Raw genomic sequence first — 16831 nt, forward strand, 5'->3', positions numbered from 1 at the left:
ACTGGAGGAGGGTAAAGATGGAACCCCGTTCTGTCCCCTTTAAGCTCCTCGGGAAAGTTGACGGTGTGATTAGCAAGATTGAGGTCTTCATCCTCAGTTGGGGCGTTATCGCCATGGCCGTCAACACCATCGCAAATGTGTTCGGGCGCTACGTCTTTCACCAGTCGATCTATTTCTCCGAAGAGCTCAATGAGTTTCTGATCGTCATCATCACCTTCATGGGGCTTGGTTACGCCACACGAAAGGGCATCCATATCCGCATGTCGGCCATCTATGATGCTCTGCCTCAGAAGCTTCGCAAGATCCTGATGATTTTGATCACCATAACAACCGCAACCATGATGGCGACGCTGACCTGGTATGCCGTTGAATATGTAGCGAAAGTTGCCAGCCGGGGCCGGGTCACGCCTGCACTGCAGGTGCCGCTTTATCTGACTTACATCTGGGTGGTTATCGGGTTGGGCTTAGCAACCCTCCAATATCTCTTAACAGCTCTGCGAAACCTCAATCTGTCGGAAGAGGAAATCTACGTCTCCTATCTGGAGGTCGACAGCTATGAGGATCCGGAAACGGCCGCCGCAGTTGCACGCTTCGTTGAGAAGGAAGAGGAGACCGCAAAATGACAGAGCTCATGCTAACAGTCATGGTCGTTCTGCTGCTGTTCGGTTTCCCGATGAAAATGCCGCTGATCTCGGCAGCCTTTATCGGGTTCCTGATCTACTTCCCAAACTTTAGTCCGCAGATACTGGTCCAGCAGATGATTGGCGGGGTCAAACCCTCTGCCTTGGTCGCAGTCCCAATGTTCATCCTTGCCGCTGATATCATCACACGTGGTCATTCCGCTGATCGCCTGATTGATGTGGTGATGCGCTTTATGGGGCACATCAAGGGCGGGCTGGCCATCTCGGTAACCAGTGCCTGCGCATTGTTCGGGGCAGTTTGTGGCTCTACGCAGGCAACCGTTGTTGCGGTTGGCGGCGCGATGCGGCCACGTATGCTGAAGTCTGGCTATTCAGATAGCTTCACCATTGGGTTGATCGTCAACGCGGCTGATCTGGCTTATCTCATTCCGCCATCTATCGGCATGATCATCTATGGTGTTGTGTCCGGCACATCGATCTCGCAGCTTTTCATCGCTGGCATCGTTCCGGGCCTCATCATCGTGGTGTTCTTTTCTGCCTATTGCATGTGGCATGCGTACAGACACGACATCCCCGTACTGGAAAGGTCTGACTGGGGAGAGCGGTTTGATGCGGTAAGGCGCGCACTCTGGCCCATGGGCTTCCCATTGATCATCGTCGGTGGAATTTATGGCGGTGTCTTTTCACCAACAGAAGCTGCGGCCATCTGTGTGCTGTACGCCGTTGTTCTGGAAGCCTTGATCTTCAGATCCATCCGCCTTCGCGATCTGCCGGATATCGCTCTGTCGACGGGGGCCATCACCTCGGTGGTGTTCATCCTGATCGCAGCGGGCGCGGCCTTCTCCTGGACCCTATCCTTCGCGCAGGTGCCTCAGACAATCATCAGTTCGCTCGGGCTCAATGAGGCTGGACCGATAATGACGCTGACGGCGATCATTCTGGCGTTCTTCATCGGCTGTATGTTTGTCGACTCCATCGTGGTGATTTTGATTTTGGTGCCAATCTTTGCCCCACTGATCAAATCAACGGGTCTTGATCCGGTGCTGGTTGGAGTACTTATCACACTGCAGGTTGCCATTGGAGCTGCCACACCGCCATTCGGGTGCAATCTGTTCACGGCAATTGCTGTTTTCCGCCGACCATTTGTGGATGTTGTCCGCGGAGTTCCCCCATTCTTGCTGATCTTGCTGCTGACAACAGGGCTTGTGATGGCATTCCCACAAATTGCGTTGTTCTTGCCAGAACTCGCCTACAGATAATGAACTAACGGAGAAGAAATATGTCTGATCACGGCTATAAATCCGGGCGCCTCAATCTGCCATTCGTTGGAATCTCGACCTTTGGAAAAAAAGAGTATGTGTCGGATTGGGATCAAATTGATGCGGATGTAGCGGTTCTGGGTGCACCGTTTGACTTTGGCGCACAATGGCGCTCAGGCGCACGTTTTGGACCACGTTCCGTGCGCGAAGCGTCCACGCTGTTTTCATTCGGCCATGCTGGTGCGTACGACCATGAAGATGACGCCACCTATCTCAGCAGCGATGTCCGTATCGTTGACATTGGAGACGCGGACATCATCCACACCAAGACCGTTGAAAGCCATGCGAACATTGAGTTTGGGGTCAAGAAAATCCTCGATGCTGGTGCGCTTCCTGTAGTGATTGGCGGTGACCATTCAATCAACATCCCATGCATCCGCGCCTTTGAGGAAGATTGTGCTGAAAAAGGTCCGATCCATGTAATCCAGATCGACGCACATCTTGATTTCGTTGATGAACGCCATGGCGTGACGGAGGGCCACGGCAATCCTATGCGCCGTGCGATTGAGAAAGAGTATGTCTCAGGAATGACCCAGTTGGGTATTCGCAATGTGTCCTCCACCGCCAAGGAAGGCTATGACGATGCTCGCGCAAGAGGCTCTGACATCCTGTCGGTCCGTCAGGTGCGGGAGCTGGGAGCAGAAGCTGTACTGGAGCGCATTCCGGCAGGCGCGCGTTACTATGTGACAGTTGATATCGACGCCTTCTGCCCGTCCATCGCATCCGGTACGGGTACCCCAAGTCACGGTGGCTTCCAGTATTACGACGTGCTTGAAATTCTGCAGGGCCTCAGCAAACGTGGTGATGTGGTTGGCATGGACCTTGTGGAAGTAGCTCCTGCCTATGACCCATCTGAATCCACGCAAATTCTTGCAGCCCAGCTTCTTTTGAACTTCATCGGCTTCATCTTTCACAACAAGAAAGCCGCGGTAAGCGCACCAGAAACTGAAACTGCTTAAAGCCGATAGGAACGACGCCCATCGCGGCGCGAATTAACACTGTGCACGACAAGAAAATGGCCCCGGATCTGAAACAGATCCGGGGCCATTGCATTTCTTCAAATCTTTGCGTGCTCAACGCACAATCTAGCTTCGAGGCTTCAGGTTCTCCGGGTCGTAGAGCGGCGCATATCCCACTCCGGCAACTTCAACCGGATAGATTTCATCGAAGTAAGACACCTCCAGCTGTCGCCCTTCCTCGCAGTATTCCTGCGGCAGATAGGCGAGGGCTATGTTTTTGCCGATGCTCGGGCCGTAGGCAATGGATGTTGTATAAGACCGCCGTCCCAGATCATCCACCAGTGTCTCCCCCGTATCCGGATGCATCACAGGCAGGTTGCCAACTGGGTAGCGCGCGACGCCGTCTTTATCGGTGTTGTCTGTCATCACCAGTGTACACAACGTGGCAGGCTGAGCCTCACGGGCGCGATACTCTGCGTGCTTATCTTTACCGCGGAAGTCAGCCGTTTTCACCTTAGGCCGGGATAGGTCGGCCTCAAATAGGTTGTACTGCGTGTGCAGGTCCGCATTTTGCAGGCGTAATGACTTTTCCAGGCGCCGCGAGTTTGCATAGGTCTCAACACCCACGGCAATCACGCCAATCTCGCGCAAAGCATCCCAGACAGCCAAACCATCCTCATAGCGCATATGCAGTTCCCACCCTTGCTCACCCACATAAGAGATGCGGAAAGCAGAGACGGTTTTGCCAGCAATGGTGATCTCGCGAATAGCTGCAAACGGGAAGTTTTCTGGTGTAAGGGCGTCAGGGTCCTCAACGACCTTCTGCAGGTTTTCACGAGCGTTTGGCCCCCAGATACCAATGGTCGTGTAATCCTCACTCACATCTGTGATGGAGACATTCCAGCCATTATTATCTGCAACACGCTGCATATAGACAAGATCACGCGGTCCAGCATCTGCTCCATTCACCAGTCGGCACCGGTCTTCCATACGAAACACCGTGAAATCAGCACGCACATGGCCATCATCATCCAGCATATGTGTGTAAATGCCTTTGCCAATATTCTTGTCACCGCCGATTTTAGCTGCGCACAGCCATTCCATCAGGTTAACGTGATCTGGACCCGAAATGTCAGTCATGTGAAAATGAGAGAGATTGATAATGCCGCAATCCTCGCTCATCTCCAGATGCTCCGCATTGGAAACACGCCAGAAATGGCGCTTGTCCCATTCGTTCTCACGCTCAGGCACACGGTTGCCATGCTTGTTCAGCAAGTGCTCATTGGCGGCATAGCCATGGGCACGTTCCCAACCTCCAAGCTCCATGAAGTAGCCACCAAGCTCAACTTCCCGCTCATAAAACGGTGAGCGACGGATGCCACGGGCATTGGCGAAAGGTTCGCGGGGATGAACAGGTGGATTGTAGATCTTCTTCGCAGTCTCCCAGCACCGGTCATGGATGTACTGCTCCTTGAGCTGGAACTCGTTGAAGCGGGAAAAGTCCACCGAGTTATGGTCCACATGGGTTTTGCCATAGGTCATCCAGTCAGCAATCAGCTTGCCCATGCCAGGACCGTCTTTAATCCAGATGCCGACAGCATACCAAAGCCCGCGCAACTTCCGGCTTTCTCCCATGGATGGACCACCGTCAACAGAGGCTTGTAAAAGCCCGTTGAAGGAATGGCTTTCATTGAATCCGAGCTCAGCCAGAACCGGCGTCAGCTCCATCGCCTTTTCCAGCGGCTCAATCACATCCTCAAGCACCAGATCTCGCTGGGAGGGAGACAGACGAGCCTGCTCTTTTTCCAAAATGTCACGCGGATGCACAAGGCGAGGGTTTTCCTCGTAATAGTAGCCCCATTCAATCTGCCCGCCCTCTGTACTCTTCGGATCACCCGTATCACGCATATAGGCAGAGTTGCCCTGATCGCGCAGCAAAGGCATGCCGATCTCAGCACCTGTGCCTTCAAACTCATTATAAGGACCGAAGAAAGTCAGGGGATGGTCCACTGGCATGACAGGCAAATCCTCGCCAGCCATCTCCGCAATAAGGCGCCCCCAAAGGCCAGCACACACCACAACATGGTCAGCATGGATGGTCCCGCGCTCTGTCTTCACCCCCGTGATACGGCCATTATCTGTGATGAGCTCCAGCGCCGATGTGTTGGCAAAGATCTTGAGCTTCCCGGTCGCTTCACCCTGATCGATAAGCTTGCCTGCAACCGTTTGAGAGCGCGGAACAACAAGACCGGCATCAGGATCCCACAAGGCGCCTTGGATCTGATCTTCTTCCAAAAGTGGGAATTTTTCTTTGGCTTCAGCAGCACTGATGATGCTCACATTGGTGCCAAAGGCTTTGCTTGAATCCACTCGGCGCTTGAGCTCGCCCATGCGCTCATCATCATCCACGCGAGCAACTTCCAACCCACCGATACGGGCGTAATGACCCATCTTCTCGTAAAAATCCATGGAATACATGGTGGTCCAGCAGGTCAAAAGATCGTGGCTGGTGGCATAACAGAAATCAGAGGCGTGAGCTGTCGATCCGATGTCTGTCGGAATGCCGGATTTATCGATGCCGACAATGTCGTCCCAGCCATTTTCAATCAGATGATGGATGACGGAAGCTCCAACAATGCCGCCAGCGCCAACAATCACAACTTTCGCTTTGTTAGGAAATGCGGACATGTTTTCGATCCTTTACTTCTATGAATTCTCGGTGCGTTGGCAGAGCAGTGTTGGGTGTGGAGAAGTGGCCGCTAGGAGGTAAAGACCACCGTGCTGTTGTTGTTCAACATGACGCGGCCCTCCAGATGAAATTTGACGGCTCGTGCAAGAACGCGGGATTCAATATCCCGGCCTGCGGCCACAAAATCTTCAGCCGTCATGCCATGCGTCACCCGTTCAGTTTCCTGCTCGATGATCGGACCTTCATCCAGATCCGGCGTCACATAATGAGCGGTCGCACCAATCAGCTTCACTCCGCGATCATGAGCCTGATGATAGGGCTTTGCCCCTTTGAAGCTTGGCAGGAATGAATGGTGGATGTTGATGATCATGCCAAAGAACTTGCTGGACATCTCATCGCTCAGCACCTGCATGTAGCGCGCAAGGATAACCAGTTCCGCATTCGTTTTTTCAATAAGATCACTCAGCTTGGCTTCCTGCTCAAGCTTGTTCGCCTTGGTGATAGGCCAGTGATAAAACGGGATACCCTCGTGGTCCGCAACGCCTTGGCTGTCCGCGTGGTTGGACACAATGGCGACAACATCAGCATCAAGCCAACCCACTTTGATCTGGTAAAGCAGATGCAGCAGCGCATGGTCAAATCTGGAGACCATGATGATGACCTTGGGACGACGTGAGAAATCTTCCACCTTCAGCCGCATTTTGAACCGGTCAACGGCAGGCGACAGGGCCAGCTCAAGAGCTGCTTTGTCGATGTGCTCAGGCACACGCACGGCAACCCGCAGGAAGAACTGGTTTGTCTTGCGATCACAAAACTGGTTCGCCTCAACAATATTTGCACCGCGAGCGGCCAGGGCTGACGTCACTGTCGAGACAATGCCCGGCTGATCCACACAGGTGAAGCGAAGGATGAAGGATGTATCACTCACTGAAACAGGTCTCTCCCAATCAAAATCCCAAATGAAACAAAGCGTTTTGCTGAACTCTTTGCGTCTTCAAACTATCAATTTGGAGAGGTTTTCCGCTCAGAAATAGGAGATTTGCGTCAGATAGGGATTACCCCTACGACATTTAATTGAGCATCCATCAACACATCACGTCTGATCAATTTTTATGCGAGTGCAGATGGAATGCGTAGCCAAGCTGACTCAAATTAAGTATAAATACTGCATGGGCTTACGCGTGGTCGCCAAAGCCCATAAATCCGGCCTCCTGACGCAGGTTAGGAGACTGGGCATGATGACGAAATTCGAGAAAGACGTAGGCCAGCATGGTCAGACCAATTGGAAAAATACGCCGCTGAAGACACGTTAAAACTGACCTGGATTGGATGGGCTCAGGCTGCAGACAGGCAATGTAATCATTGCAGTTTGTCGGTCTGAATATAAAGAGAAGCATCTCGTATGACACAGGCACTATCGCATCCGACCAACGCTTTGCGTAAACCAGTTTCCAAGCAGGAGAAGACCCGTCTTTCTGTTGGGTTCATTCTCGCCAAACGCTTCACCCTTTGCGCATTTGCCAACTTCGTTGATGTCCTGCGCCTCGCAGCAGATGAGGGTGATCGAAGTCGCCCGATCCTGTGCAACTGGACAGTCCTGTCAGACACCATGGACCCGATCCCATCCAGCAGCGCCGTTTCCGTTCACCCCAAAGAGCGACTAGGAGATCCGCGACGCTTCAACTACATCGTTGTGGTGGGCGGTCTCATTGATGAGAGCACGGAGTTCAGCCCGGCCTATCAAAACTTCCTGAAAGAAGCTGCCGCTGCCGGAATTCCCCTTGTGGGCGTGTGTACCGGTGCGTTTTTACTTCATCGGTCCGGACTGCTGGACGGCTACAAAAGCTGCGTCAGCTGGTTCAGCCACTCTGATTTCAAAGAGCAGTTTGATGGCCTTGATCCGGTCACCGACCAGATCTTCGTCGTTGATCGGGACCGTCTCACTTGCGCAGGTGGTGTCAGTTCCGCCCATCTTGCCGCCTATCTGGTGGACAAACATGTAGGCCGCGCACATGCCAATAAAAGCCTGCACATCATGATCATTGATGATGCCCATCAGGCCGAAAAGCCTCAACCCGGCATCCCGCTTGATCTGAAAACACAAAACCCCATTGTACAGCGCGCCCTGCACATCATGCAGCAAAACATCGACACGCCGATTTCCATTCAGGAAATTGCGCAGCGCATGGGCAAGAGCAAGCGCCAGATAGAACGTTACTTCCGCCTGTCTTTGGAAACATCACCACAGGTCGCATTTCTCAATATTCGGCTGGATTTAGCACGACACCTGATTGAGAAAAGCCAGAAATCAGTTGCACAAATTGCGGTTGATTGCGGCTTTTGCGATTCATCTCACCTCAGCCGCATGTTCCGCCGCCGGTACGGCTGTACGCCGCAGGTCTTACGACGCGTCTCTGTGACGGAAGAAAAAGTCGCCTAAAAAAATGCCGCCGAACCTGAAAGGTTGCGGCGGCATTGAAAGTTAAGAGGCTAAGTTATCGCGATAACCTAGCGCGGCTCGCTTGCAAGTCCTCTCCAAATTGCAACACACATGATAAGCAAGACGATTGTGAAAGGCAGTCCGGTGGAGATCACCATGGACTGCAAAGACTTCAGTCCGCCCGCAGAAAGCAGCAGCACAATCGCAATCAGGCCTTCAAACAGACACCAGAATACACGCTGAGGAACCGGTGCATCCACTTTGCCGCCTGCAGCAATCGTATCAATCACCAAAGAACCTGAATCGGAAGAGGTGACAAAGAAGACGATCACAAGCACGATACCGACAAAGCTTGTGATTGTTGCCCATGGCATAGCTTCCAGCATTGTGAACAGCTGAACTGGCAGCGCAGCTTGCTGAACAGCAGTGTAGCCATCATTCACGATCTGGTTGATCGCAGCACCACCAAAGATGGACATCCAAAGCACGCATACCAATGATGGAATGAGCAGAACGCTAATCAGGAACTCACGAACAGTACGACCACGGCTGACACGTGCGATGAACATGCCCACGAAAGGTGACCAGGAAATCCACCAAGCCCAGTAGAAGGATGTCCAACCCTGCATGAAGTTGACATCATCACGACCAACCGGGCTGGAAAGAGCAGGAAGATACTGCAAATAAGCGCCGAGGAAGTTCAGAGCATCTGGCAGCAAGATCAGGCCCGGACCCGCAATAACAACAAAGAGCACCAGCAGAGCAGCCAGTCCCATGTTGATTTCGGAAAGCAGCTTCACACCCGCTTCAAGACCGCGCACAACCGAGACGAGCGCAATCGCAGTGATTGCAGCAATCAGTATGACCTGCCATGTGCTGTCAATTGGCATGCCAAACAGCTTGTTGAGGCCGGAGTTCGCCTGAACAGCACCAAGACCAAGAGAGGTTGCGAGACCAAACAGGGTTGCGAAAACGGCAAGAATATCGATGATATGTCCTGGCCAGCCCCAAACACGTTCGCCGAAAATCGGATAAAAAGCAGAGCGGATTGTCAGCGGCAAGCCTCTGTTGTAGCTGAAGAACGCAAGGCTCAATCCAACAACAGCATAAATCGCCCATGGGTGTAGACCCCAGTGGAAGATAGAGGCAGCCATACCCAAACGGATCGCTTCTTCCTGTGTGGCAGCTGCACCAAGCGGCGCCCAATCGGTTCGCACGCCATCAGCACCAACAGTTGTGCCACCCAGTGAGGAGGCAAAGTGGCTGATCGGTTCAGAAACACCGTAGAACATCAACCCGATGCCCATACCAGCTGCAAACAGCATGGAGAACCAGCTCAGATAGCTGAAATCTGGCGTAGCTTCCTTGCCACCAAGGCGCACTTTGCCGTAAGGGCTCACCACGATTACAAGGCAGAGGATAACAAAAATGTCGGCAGCGCCAATAAAGAACCAGTCAAAGCTCTTCGTGACAGTAGAAAAGAGTGTGCTGAAAACGGAGTTTGCTTGCTCTGGCAAAAGTAAGGTGTAGGCAACAAATGCAACGACAGCTAAAGCTGAAATAGCGAATACTGGATTGTGAATGTCAAACCCAATGGGTCCAAATTTTCCTTCAATGTTATCTTGGCCAAGACTGTAATCCGAGTCTGCCATGTCGTCCGATGGACTATCCATAATATCCGCCGGAGGCCGGTCGGAATTGCGTAAATCAGTCATGAAGCTTCTCCTGTGTTGGACCGTTTATCTTGTGGTCAGGAGAGATCCTTGGGCTGGACCCTTCTTATCGTTCTTATTGATTTAGATACACTTTTTTATTGTCACTTATCAATGGATGGGGGAGTGCCAAACACTAAAGGTCCACTTCAATGTCTGACAAAGGTGTTGTGCAGCAAATCAGGATTTTACCCTGATCAATTTCTCGTTTTCGAATGCCTCCGCCATGTTGCATGTCGGTTTCACCCGAAACCAGTTGAGATTTGCATGTACCACAAATACCGCGTTGGCAGGATGCCATCGGCAAAATACCAGCTTCACGCGCAGCAGAAAGGATTGTCATGCCCGGCCCACACTCAACCACGTGTCCGGTCTTGGTGAAGGTGACCCGATAGGTTTGGTCACTGATTTCCGGCGCAGAAATCTGATCCTCAAAGGTACCAGCTGTCTCAGCCCCAAAGTCAAAGCTTTCTTCATGGTAGTTAGCCATGTCGAAGCCTGCTTCCTGCAGCATGTTTTGCACGCCTTCCATGAAACGGGCAGGGCCGCAACATAGGATCTTCCTGTCTTTAAAGTCTGGCGACATAAGTGACAGCATCTGAAGGCTCAAACGACCTTCAAACCCGCTCCAGCTGTTGTATCCAGATGTCGTGCTGCAAGTAAATGAGAGCTTGAAGGCAGGGTTTTGTGCAGCCAGCAACTCCAGTTCATGTCTAAAGATGATATCCGCAGGTGTGCGTGCGGCATGAACAAAATGCAGATCTGTCGGCTCTGCAAGATCACAGGCCGTACGGGTCATTGACATCATGGGGGTGATGCCACTGCCTGCAGAAATGAATAACAGCTTCTCTTCCTGCGTGGCATCAGTGGTAAACTCACCAGCAGGGCCTGAGACATTCACTTCCTTGCCCGGCAGCATGTTGTCCAAAAGCCAGTTGGAGCCCGGACCACCCGGCACCCGTTTGACCGTGATCTCAACACGATAAGGCCGCGCAGCAGAAGCAGATATTGTGTAACTGCGCATGATCATGCCTTCGACCGGAAGCTCGAAGGTCATGTGCTGGCCGGGATAGAACCTGAAAACTCGAGGCTCACGCGCAGAAAACAGGAACGTCTTCACATCATGCGTTTCCTGCCGCACTTGCCGGCAGACCAGAACATCATCCACCTCCGGATCCCACATGGGGATCCGGGTCGCTTCGGTGAAGTGTTCTTCATCGTAGTCCGTGACGGTCTTCAGATCATCAAAAGTTACGTTCTGAGTCATGCGTCCGCCATTTCAACATCACCGGCAGGCATGTGCGCTTTGTGGCGTTCAATATACCAGTCACAAAGTGCTTCCACATGAGGCTCTGTGTATTCCGAGTATGGGCCTTGCTCATAAGCAGGGTCCTCACTGCCAAGCTGTGCCAACCGCACCAGATCCGCATCCTGCTGGTTGGTCATCATCCAGACCTGCTTCAGATTGTCGAGGTTGTAATCCTCTCCCTCAATCGCATCCTTGTGCACCAGCCACGTGGTCCGCACCAGCGTACGATCCGGCGACAACGGGAAAGCAGCAAAGGTCACGATGTGATCACTCATGAAATGGTGCCAGGAGTTGGGATTATGCCAGAAGCTCAAGCCACCAAGCTTGGCGTCCTTGAAGTTTCCGAGCAGCTTCTTGCTGGCGATCTTGGTGTCCAGAGTATGGGACTCGCCTTCGCCCATCAAAGGCAGGCGAATACAACGGAAGCTGGTGGCATTGGCCAGCTTGTCCACCTCGGCAGAAGGCAGGCCAGCGGCCTCCCAGCGCTTATGCTCGCTCTCAAGCAAAGAAAGATACTTGTTGACGTCAGCCGTGCGCCGCTCATCCATTTCATCAGGCGAAAAGCCAAAACCGAACTCGGAGAGTGGGACGGTGAGCTGCGGATGAGTGCCTTCGCAGTGATAACACTCACGGTTGTTCTCAAGCGTCAGCTTCCAATTGCCTTCTTCAATCAGATCAGCCGTGTAGGCCACCTTACAGTTGGCAATATCATGAGGCGCAATATAGGTCTCCATAATCTGCGCCATCTCTTCAATGTCTTCCGGAGGGTTCTCCGCAAGGCAAATAAAGATGAGACCTGCAATTGAGCGCACATGAACGGTCTTCAGGCCATGACAGGTCTTGTCGAAGTCCTTGCCCATATGCTCGGCCAGAATGAGTTCGCCATCCTCGTTATATGTCCACCCATGATAGCGGCAAACAATATTGCCGATTGTGGCCTCAGGCTCATCAATGAGCTTCGCACCACGATGCCGGCAGATGTTATGAAAGCCGCGGATGTACATGTCATCACCGCGCAAAAGCAGGACGGATGTCTTGCCGATTTCAACGGTAATGCAATCGCCCGGTTCCGGAAGCTGAGGTTCAACAGCTACGAAAATCCAGTGTTTGCGAAAGAAGACCTCCATGTCCAGATCAAGAATGTCGGGAGCACTATAGAAGGGGGCGTTGAGGCTTTTGCCCTTTTCGCGGTGAGCTATAAGATCTTGAATGTAAGACGGAACGCTCATGTTCAGATACCTCGGCTTAAAATGATGCCTGGGAAGTTGACCGGTGCAGGTTGCTGAGATGATCAGGTGTCTGGCCTGATCGTGAAGAACAAGTCGATAGAACGTCAATCACTTCTGTATGAAGCGATTTGGAATTAGCGTGCTTGTAAAGAGGCTTAGCGTAGTTTGTTAAAGAGAATTCAGAGAACACCAAAGAGGCATGACTTGAATTCAGCCACACATGATCAAAACCGGTGGAATGAACTGAAGCTGGCTCAGCACAGACGAGCCAGGAGTTCGTCGATTTGCGGCAAGGCCTGTGTTTCGCACAAGCATTGGAAAATGCTGACTGATACACTTTAAGCCTCCCTCTTACAGTGTGACAGTTCTCTAAAATTTCATGGGCAGTTTCTTTGCGTCAGGCCCGTGAAACTCGAGAGTAATCAGGAAATCTAGTTCGAATTAATCTCATGGAGGCAGGAAGTTTGAGGCACATTGACAGTAAAAATGCGACGCCTCTACGTTGCTCCCGCTGCAAATTCAAGTCAGCCTCAACCACACGGTGAATTGATAGGTTGAATGACAGAGATTCTGGGCAGAAATGCTGCAGAAAATACTTAGGCATCTGACGAAAACGTCAGGCTGATCTGCGGGAGGTATGAGCAAAAGCTCAAATAAAATTGAAGAGAGGCAGGATAAATGCGCTCAAGAAAAATGCGGCCCTAAAGGCCGCATTCAAACTCCGCAACTGCTACCGTCAGCAGCCCCATCACATGGGGCACAAACGATCGCCAAATATCCAGTCGAAACTGATTTTGACCTTCTCGTGTCAGGATCACCTGCACACTATCAAAAATAGTCCGCACCCCACGACCACTCTTCAGTTCAGCGAGGTTTCGTGGACAGGACGTAGAGAGCAGCTCTTCAGCTTCAGGACCTGAAATTCGGATACTGACTTCCCGACTGGAAATGTCTGTCAGACTATGAACAGCGTCCGGATAGATCGCTGCCAATGATTGCTCGATTTCTGAACGTGCCTCCATTGGGCAGGTCAGCATCCATTCATCGGGTCCCAATTTTAGGGCGAACAAGTCGCCTGACTGAGCGCTCTCGCTGATGGATGAGGGCAGCTCAAAACCGAGTGCTTTTGACATAGCAACGGTGTTTTCACGCTTACAACGCAAACTAAAACGGCCCATTGCTGGCAGTGTTTCAACTGTACTATTGAAAGCCATGTGTGCCACTCCCTTACATCTTAATCCGGTCGCCATCAGGATCGTAAAACACGGTCCCGCTGACAGTTGCACGATGGGTTTGACCTGGCATTGGAATATCTATTGAGGTGCCATTCCGCTCAAAACCACCTTCAATCAAAGCCATAGCAATGGAACGCCCCAGTGCTTCACTCCAGTACGAAGACGTCACATGCCCCAACATCTTAGCAGGGATAGCAGTGTCACCGCTCTCAACAATCTGCGCGCCTTCCTCCAGCACTACACTTGGATCTTCCGTCAAAAGACCAACCAGTTGCTTTCGGTTTGGCAACAACATATCAGGCCGCGTCAAGGAACGCTTGCCGACAAAGTCTGGCTTCTTCTTGCCAATGGCCCAGGTCAGGCCTGCGTCCGCTGGCGTAACAGTGCCATCGGTGTCCTGCCCAACAATGATAAAGCCTTTTTCTGCCCGCAAAACATGCATAGTTTCAGTGCCATAGACACACATGTCGTACTTCTTGCCTTCCTGATAAAGCATCTCCCAAAGCGCGCGCCCATGCTCAGATGGAACGTTCACTTCAAAACCCAGTTCACCAGTAAAGCTGACGCGGAAGAGACGCGCTTCAAAACCACCCACAGTGCACTCACGAAGCGCCATATGCGGGAAGGCTTCAGCAGAAAGATCTGTACCTTTTACAAATGGTTCCAGCACCTTACGAGCATTCGGCCCATTCAGCGCAATGGTTGACCATTGCTCGGTCGTAGATGTGAGCCACACATCCAGAACAGGCCATTCGGTCTGTAAAAAGTGCTCCATCATGGTCAAAACACGCGCCGCACCACCAGTTGTGGTCGTCACATGGAAGCGGTCTTCACTGATCCGTCCGATAACACCATCATCCCGAATGAAACCATCTTCACCCAGAAGTAGACCATAGCGACACCGACCAGATGCCAGCTTTGTCCATGGGTTGGTATACATCCGGTTCATGAACTCGGCAGCATCCGGCCCGACAACTTCAATCTTGCCGAGAGTAGAGGCATCAAACATGCCGACAGAAGCGCGCGTTTCTCTGCATTCCCGCGCCACCGCCGCGTGCATATCTTCACCAGCCTTGGGGTAATACCACGCACGGCGCCACAAGGAGACAGGCTCAAATACAGCACCGTTCTCTTCAGCCCAACTGTCAATGTTGGTCTTGCGCGTCACCTCAAACAGCTCGTCCTTGTGATAGCCGGCAAACGTTCCAAATGTCGTGGGTGTATAAGGCGGACGGAATGTAGTTAGGCCAACCTTGGGAGTAGGGCGCCCAAGCTCATTAGCAGCGATCTTCAAACCGTTCATGTTTGACATCTTGCCCTGATCGGTCGCCATGCCATTGGTCGTAAAGCGTTTTACGTGCTCAATGGAGAGCATACCTTCGCGCACAGCAAGGCGAATATCCTTGGCTGTCACATCGTTCTGAAAGTCCACAAAAGCCCGGCGTGCCAGCTTGTCATCGTTGCTCGGCAGCTCTTCCATAACAATACCGGAACCAGCGCGATCCCCATCAACATCAACGGAAAGACCTGGCGCATTCTGTCCCAATGAAATCAAAGCTTGCTGAGCTGCATGCACACCATCATCAAAAGCGGCCTGCTGGCTCCATAACCCACGCCCACCACCAGCGATATGGCACCGTTCGGTCCGCTCACCAGGCAAGAAGACTTCGTTCTCTTCATCCCAATGCAAACTGCCTTTGGTGTGAGAGAACAGGTGAAGGGATGGCGTCCACCCACCACTCATCAAAACTGCATCGCAAGGGATGGAAATGATGTCTGTAACGTGCTGATCGCCAGAAATCCTGCCGACTTTCACCCCGGAGACGCGCTTTGTCCCGCTTACTGACGTTACACTGTGGCCCACCTTCGCCGCTATGCCGCGTTTTTGGGCCTCCGATTGCAAGTAGTCATTCACAGTGGTGCGCACATCAACAATCGCGGGGATTTTCGCACCTGCATCAGCGAGGTCAAAGGCGGCGTACCAGGCTGAATCGTGGGAAGTAACCACAACAGCAGCATTGCCAACCTTCACGCCATAGCGGTTGAGATAGGTCTGCGCCGCACCTGCCATCATCACACCGGGGCGATCATTGCCATCAAACACCAACGGGCGTTCAAGTGCGCCTTGAGCAAGAATGACCTCTTGCGCCCGAATACGCCACATCCGTTCTCGTGGAGCATTTACAGGCGGGTTTTCCATATGATCTGTGAGCTTTTCAGCAACGCCCACCATGTTCTCATGGTAATAGCCAATAGCAGTCGCACGGGTCATGATACGAACGTTGTTGCAGGCTTCAAGCTCAGCAATAACTGCTGCAAGCCAGCTCTCGGTGTCTTTCCCATCAATGGCAGATGGAGCCTCCGAAAGCAGAGAGCCTCCAAGCTCCCGGTTCTCATCGACAAGGACCACATCAGTTCCATTGCGAGCCGCCGTTAAAGCAGCTGCAAGCCCTGAAGGCCCAGCACCAACAATCAGCAGTTCTGTATGTAGATAACGCGAGGCATAGGTGTCAGCATCCGGTTCGGTTGGGGAGACGCCCAATCCTGCAGACGCGCGGATAACAGGTTCATATACCTTGTCCCAGAAGCTCTTTGGCCACATGAAGGTCTTGTAGTAGAACCCGGCTGCAAACAGCTTGTGGAGCTTGTCGTTCACCGCTCCCACATCAAAGTTCAGGCTCGGCCACTTGTTCTGGCTAACAGTGGTCAGCCCTTCGTAAAGCTCCTGAACGGTAGCGCGGGTGTTCGGTTCAAAGCGACCTGCACCAGAGCGGGACGTTCCAATCAACGCGTTTGGCTCTTCTGATCCGGCAGTCACAGGACCACGCGGACGGTGATATTTAAACGAGCGCCCCATCAGATGAACGCCGTTGGCAAGCAGGGCAGAGGCAACCGTATCGCCTTCATATCCTTGGTAGGAAACGCCATCAAAAGTGAAGCGAACACGCTTGTCGCGATTGATGCGGCCTTTGCCGTCAACTCTCCAGTTGTTCATTGTTCTCTTCACCTTCTGCGTGGCTAGTCGGGCAGGCCTGTCCAATCTCATAGGTGGCGATGAATTTGTCGCTCACAGTGTTCCGCAGAGCGTTGAAATAACGCCCACAACCATGTGAGTGTCGCCATTGCTCGGCATGATCTCCGCGTACATTGGAGCGAATGAACAGATAGTCGTGCCATTCAGCATCTGTTTGCTCAGCTGGATTTTCCGGGCGTGCGATATGCGCTTGCCCGGCATATTCAAATTCCAGTTCAGGTAACTTTTCCTTGCAATAAGGACAGTGGATTAAGAGCATCAGGC

General features: G+C 52.4%; 13 protein-coding genes. 5 read left to right on the top strand and 8 right to left on the bottom strand.

What is annotated here, in order from left to right:
- Positions 1-17: 17 nt before the first annotated feature.
- The 3 genes from PsAD13_RS15125 to speB are packed head-to-tail and all read left to right on the top strand — an operon-like array spanning position 18 to position 2919.
- Complete coding sequence (locus tag PsAD13_RS15125) at positions 18-623, top strand: TRAP transporter small permease (RefSeq protein WP_063288607.1); 606 nt, start codon at positions 18-20, stop codon at positions 621-623.
- A complete protein-coding gene (locus tag PsAD13_RS15130; RefSeq protein ID WP_063288608.1) occupies positions 620-1900 on the top strand; it encodes a TRAP transporter large permease in 1281 nt (426 codons plus the stop codon). The genes PsAD13_RS15125 and PsAD13_RS15130 overlap by 4 nt, the downstream gene beginning before the upstream one ends.
- Before the next feature lie 20 nt (positions 1901-1920).
- A complete protein-coding gene (gene speB / locus PsAD13_RS15135; RefSeq protein WP_063288609.1) occupies positions 1921-2919 on the top strand; it encodes an agmatinase in 999 nt (332 codons plus the stop codon).
- 126 nt (positions 2920-3045) lie between these two features.
- Here the strand turns inward: speB and PsAD13_RS15140 are convergent, their stop codons facing one another.
- Both PsAD13_RS15140 and purU read right to left on the bottom strand, forming a co-directional pair.
- Positions 3046-5607, bottom strand: coding sequence for an FAD-dependent oxidoreductase (locus tag PsAD13_RS15140; protein ID WP_063288610.1), 2562 nt, complete (start codon positions 5605-5607; stop codon positions 3046-3048).
- Positions 5608-5678: 71 nt separating this feature from the next.
- On the bottom strand, positions 5679-6536 hold the full coding sequence (gene purU, locus PsAD13_RS15145; protein WP_063292011.1) for a formyltetrahydrofolate deformylase: 858 nt from the start codon (positions 6534-6536) through the stop codon (positions 5679-5681).
- Positions 6537-6777: 241 nt separating this feature from the next.
- Between purU and PsAD13_RS27815 the strand changes: the two genes are divergently transcribed.
- Positions 6778-6921: a hypothetical protein gene (locus tag PsAD13_RS27815; protein WP_193777054.1), complete on the top strand. Its 144-nt coding sequence runs from the start codon at positions 6778-6780 to the stop codon at positions 6919-6921.
- A gap of 89 nt (positions 6922-7010) precedes the next feature.
- Positions 7011-8048: a GlxA family transcriptional regulator gene (locus tag PsAD13_RS15155; protein WP_063304894.1), complete on the top strand. Its 1038-nt coding sequence runs from the start codon at positions 7011-7013 to the stop codon at positions 8046-8048.
- Positions 8049-8116: 68 nt separating this feature from the next.
- Here PsAD13_RS15155 and PsAD13_RS15160 read toward each other — a convergent pair whose 3' ends face one another.
- The 6 genes from PsAD13_RS15160 to PsAD13_RS15185 form a co-directional block, all read right to left on the bottom strand.
- Complete coding sequence (locus PsAD13_RS15160) at positions 8117-9763, bottom strand: BCCT family transporter (protein ID WP_063304895.1); 1647 nt, start codon at positions 9761-9763, stop codon at positions 8117-8119.
- A 133-nt stretch (positions 9764-9896) separates the two neighbouring features.
- Positions 9897-11027: a hybrid-cluster NAD(P)-dependent oxidoreductase gene (locus tag PsAD13_RS15165; protein ID WP_063304896.1), complete on the bottom strand. Its 1131-nt coding sequence runs from the start codon at positions 11025-11027 to the stop codon at positions 9897-9899.
- Positions 11024-12298: an aromatic ring-hydroxylating dioxygenase subunit alpha gene (locus PsAD13_RS15170; RefSeq protein WP_063288615.1), complete on the bottom strand. Its 1275-nt coding sequence runs from the start codon at positions 12296-12298 to the stop codon at positions 11024-11026. The genes PsAD13_RS15165 and PsAD13_RS15170 overlap by 4 nt, the downstream gene beginning before the upstream one ends.
- 701 nt (positions 12299-12999) lie before the next feature.
- Positions 13000-13512: a sarcosine oxidase subunit gamma family protein gene (locus PsAD13_RS15175; protein ID WP_063318677.1), complete on the bottom strand. Its 513-nt coding sequence runs from the start codon at positions 13510-13512 to the stop codon at positions 13000-13002.
- 13 nt (positions 13513-13525) lie between these two features.
- The gene (locus PsAD13_RS15180; RefSeq protein WP_063318678.1) at positions 13526-16528 is read right to left on the bottom strand and encodes a sarcosine oxidase subunit alpha; all 3003 of its coding nucleotides are present in this window, start codon (positions 16526-16528) and stop codon (positions 13526-13528) included.
- Positions 16509-16826, bottom strand: a complete 318-nt coding sequence (locus tag PsAD13_RS15185) for a sarcosine oxidase subunit delta (protein ID WP_063318679.1) — start codon at positions 16824-16826, stop codon at positions 16509-16511. The genes PsAD13_RS15180 and PsAD13_RS15185 overlap by 20 nt, the downstream gene beginning before the upstream one ends.
- Positions 16827-16831 lie beyond the last annotated feature (5 nt).

Source organism: Pseudovibrio sp. Ad13 (assembly GCF_001623225.1).
GTDB lineage: Bacteria > Pseudomonadota > Alphaproteobacteria > Rhizobiales > Stappiaceae > Pseudovibrio.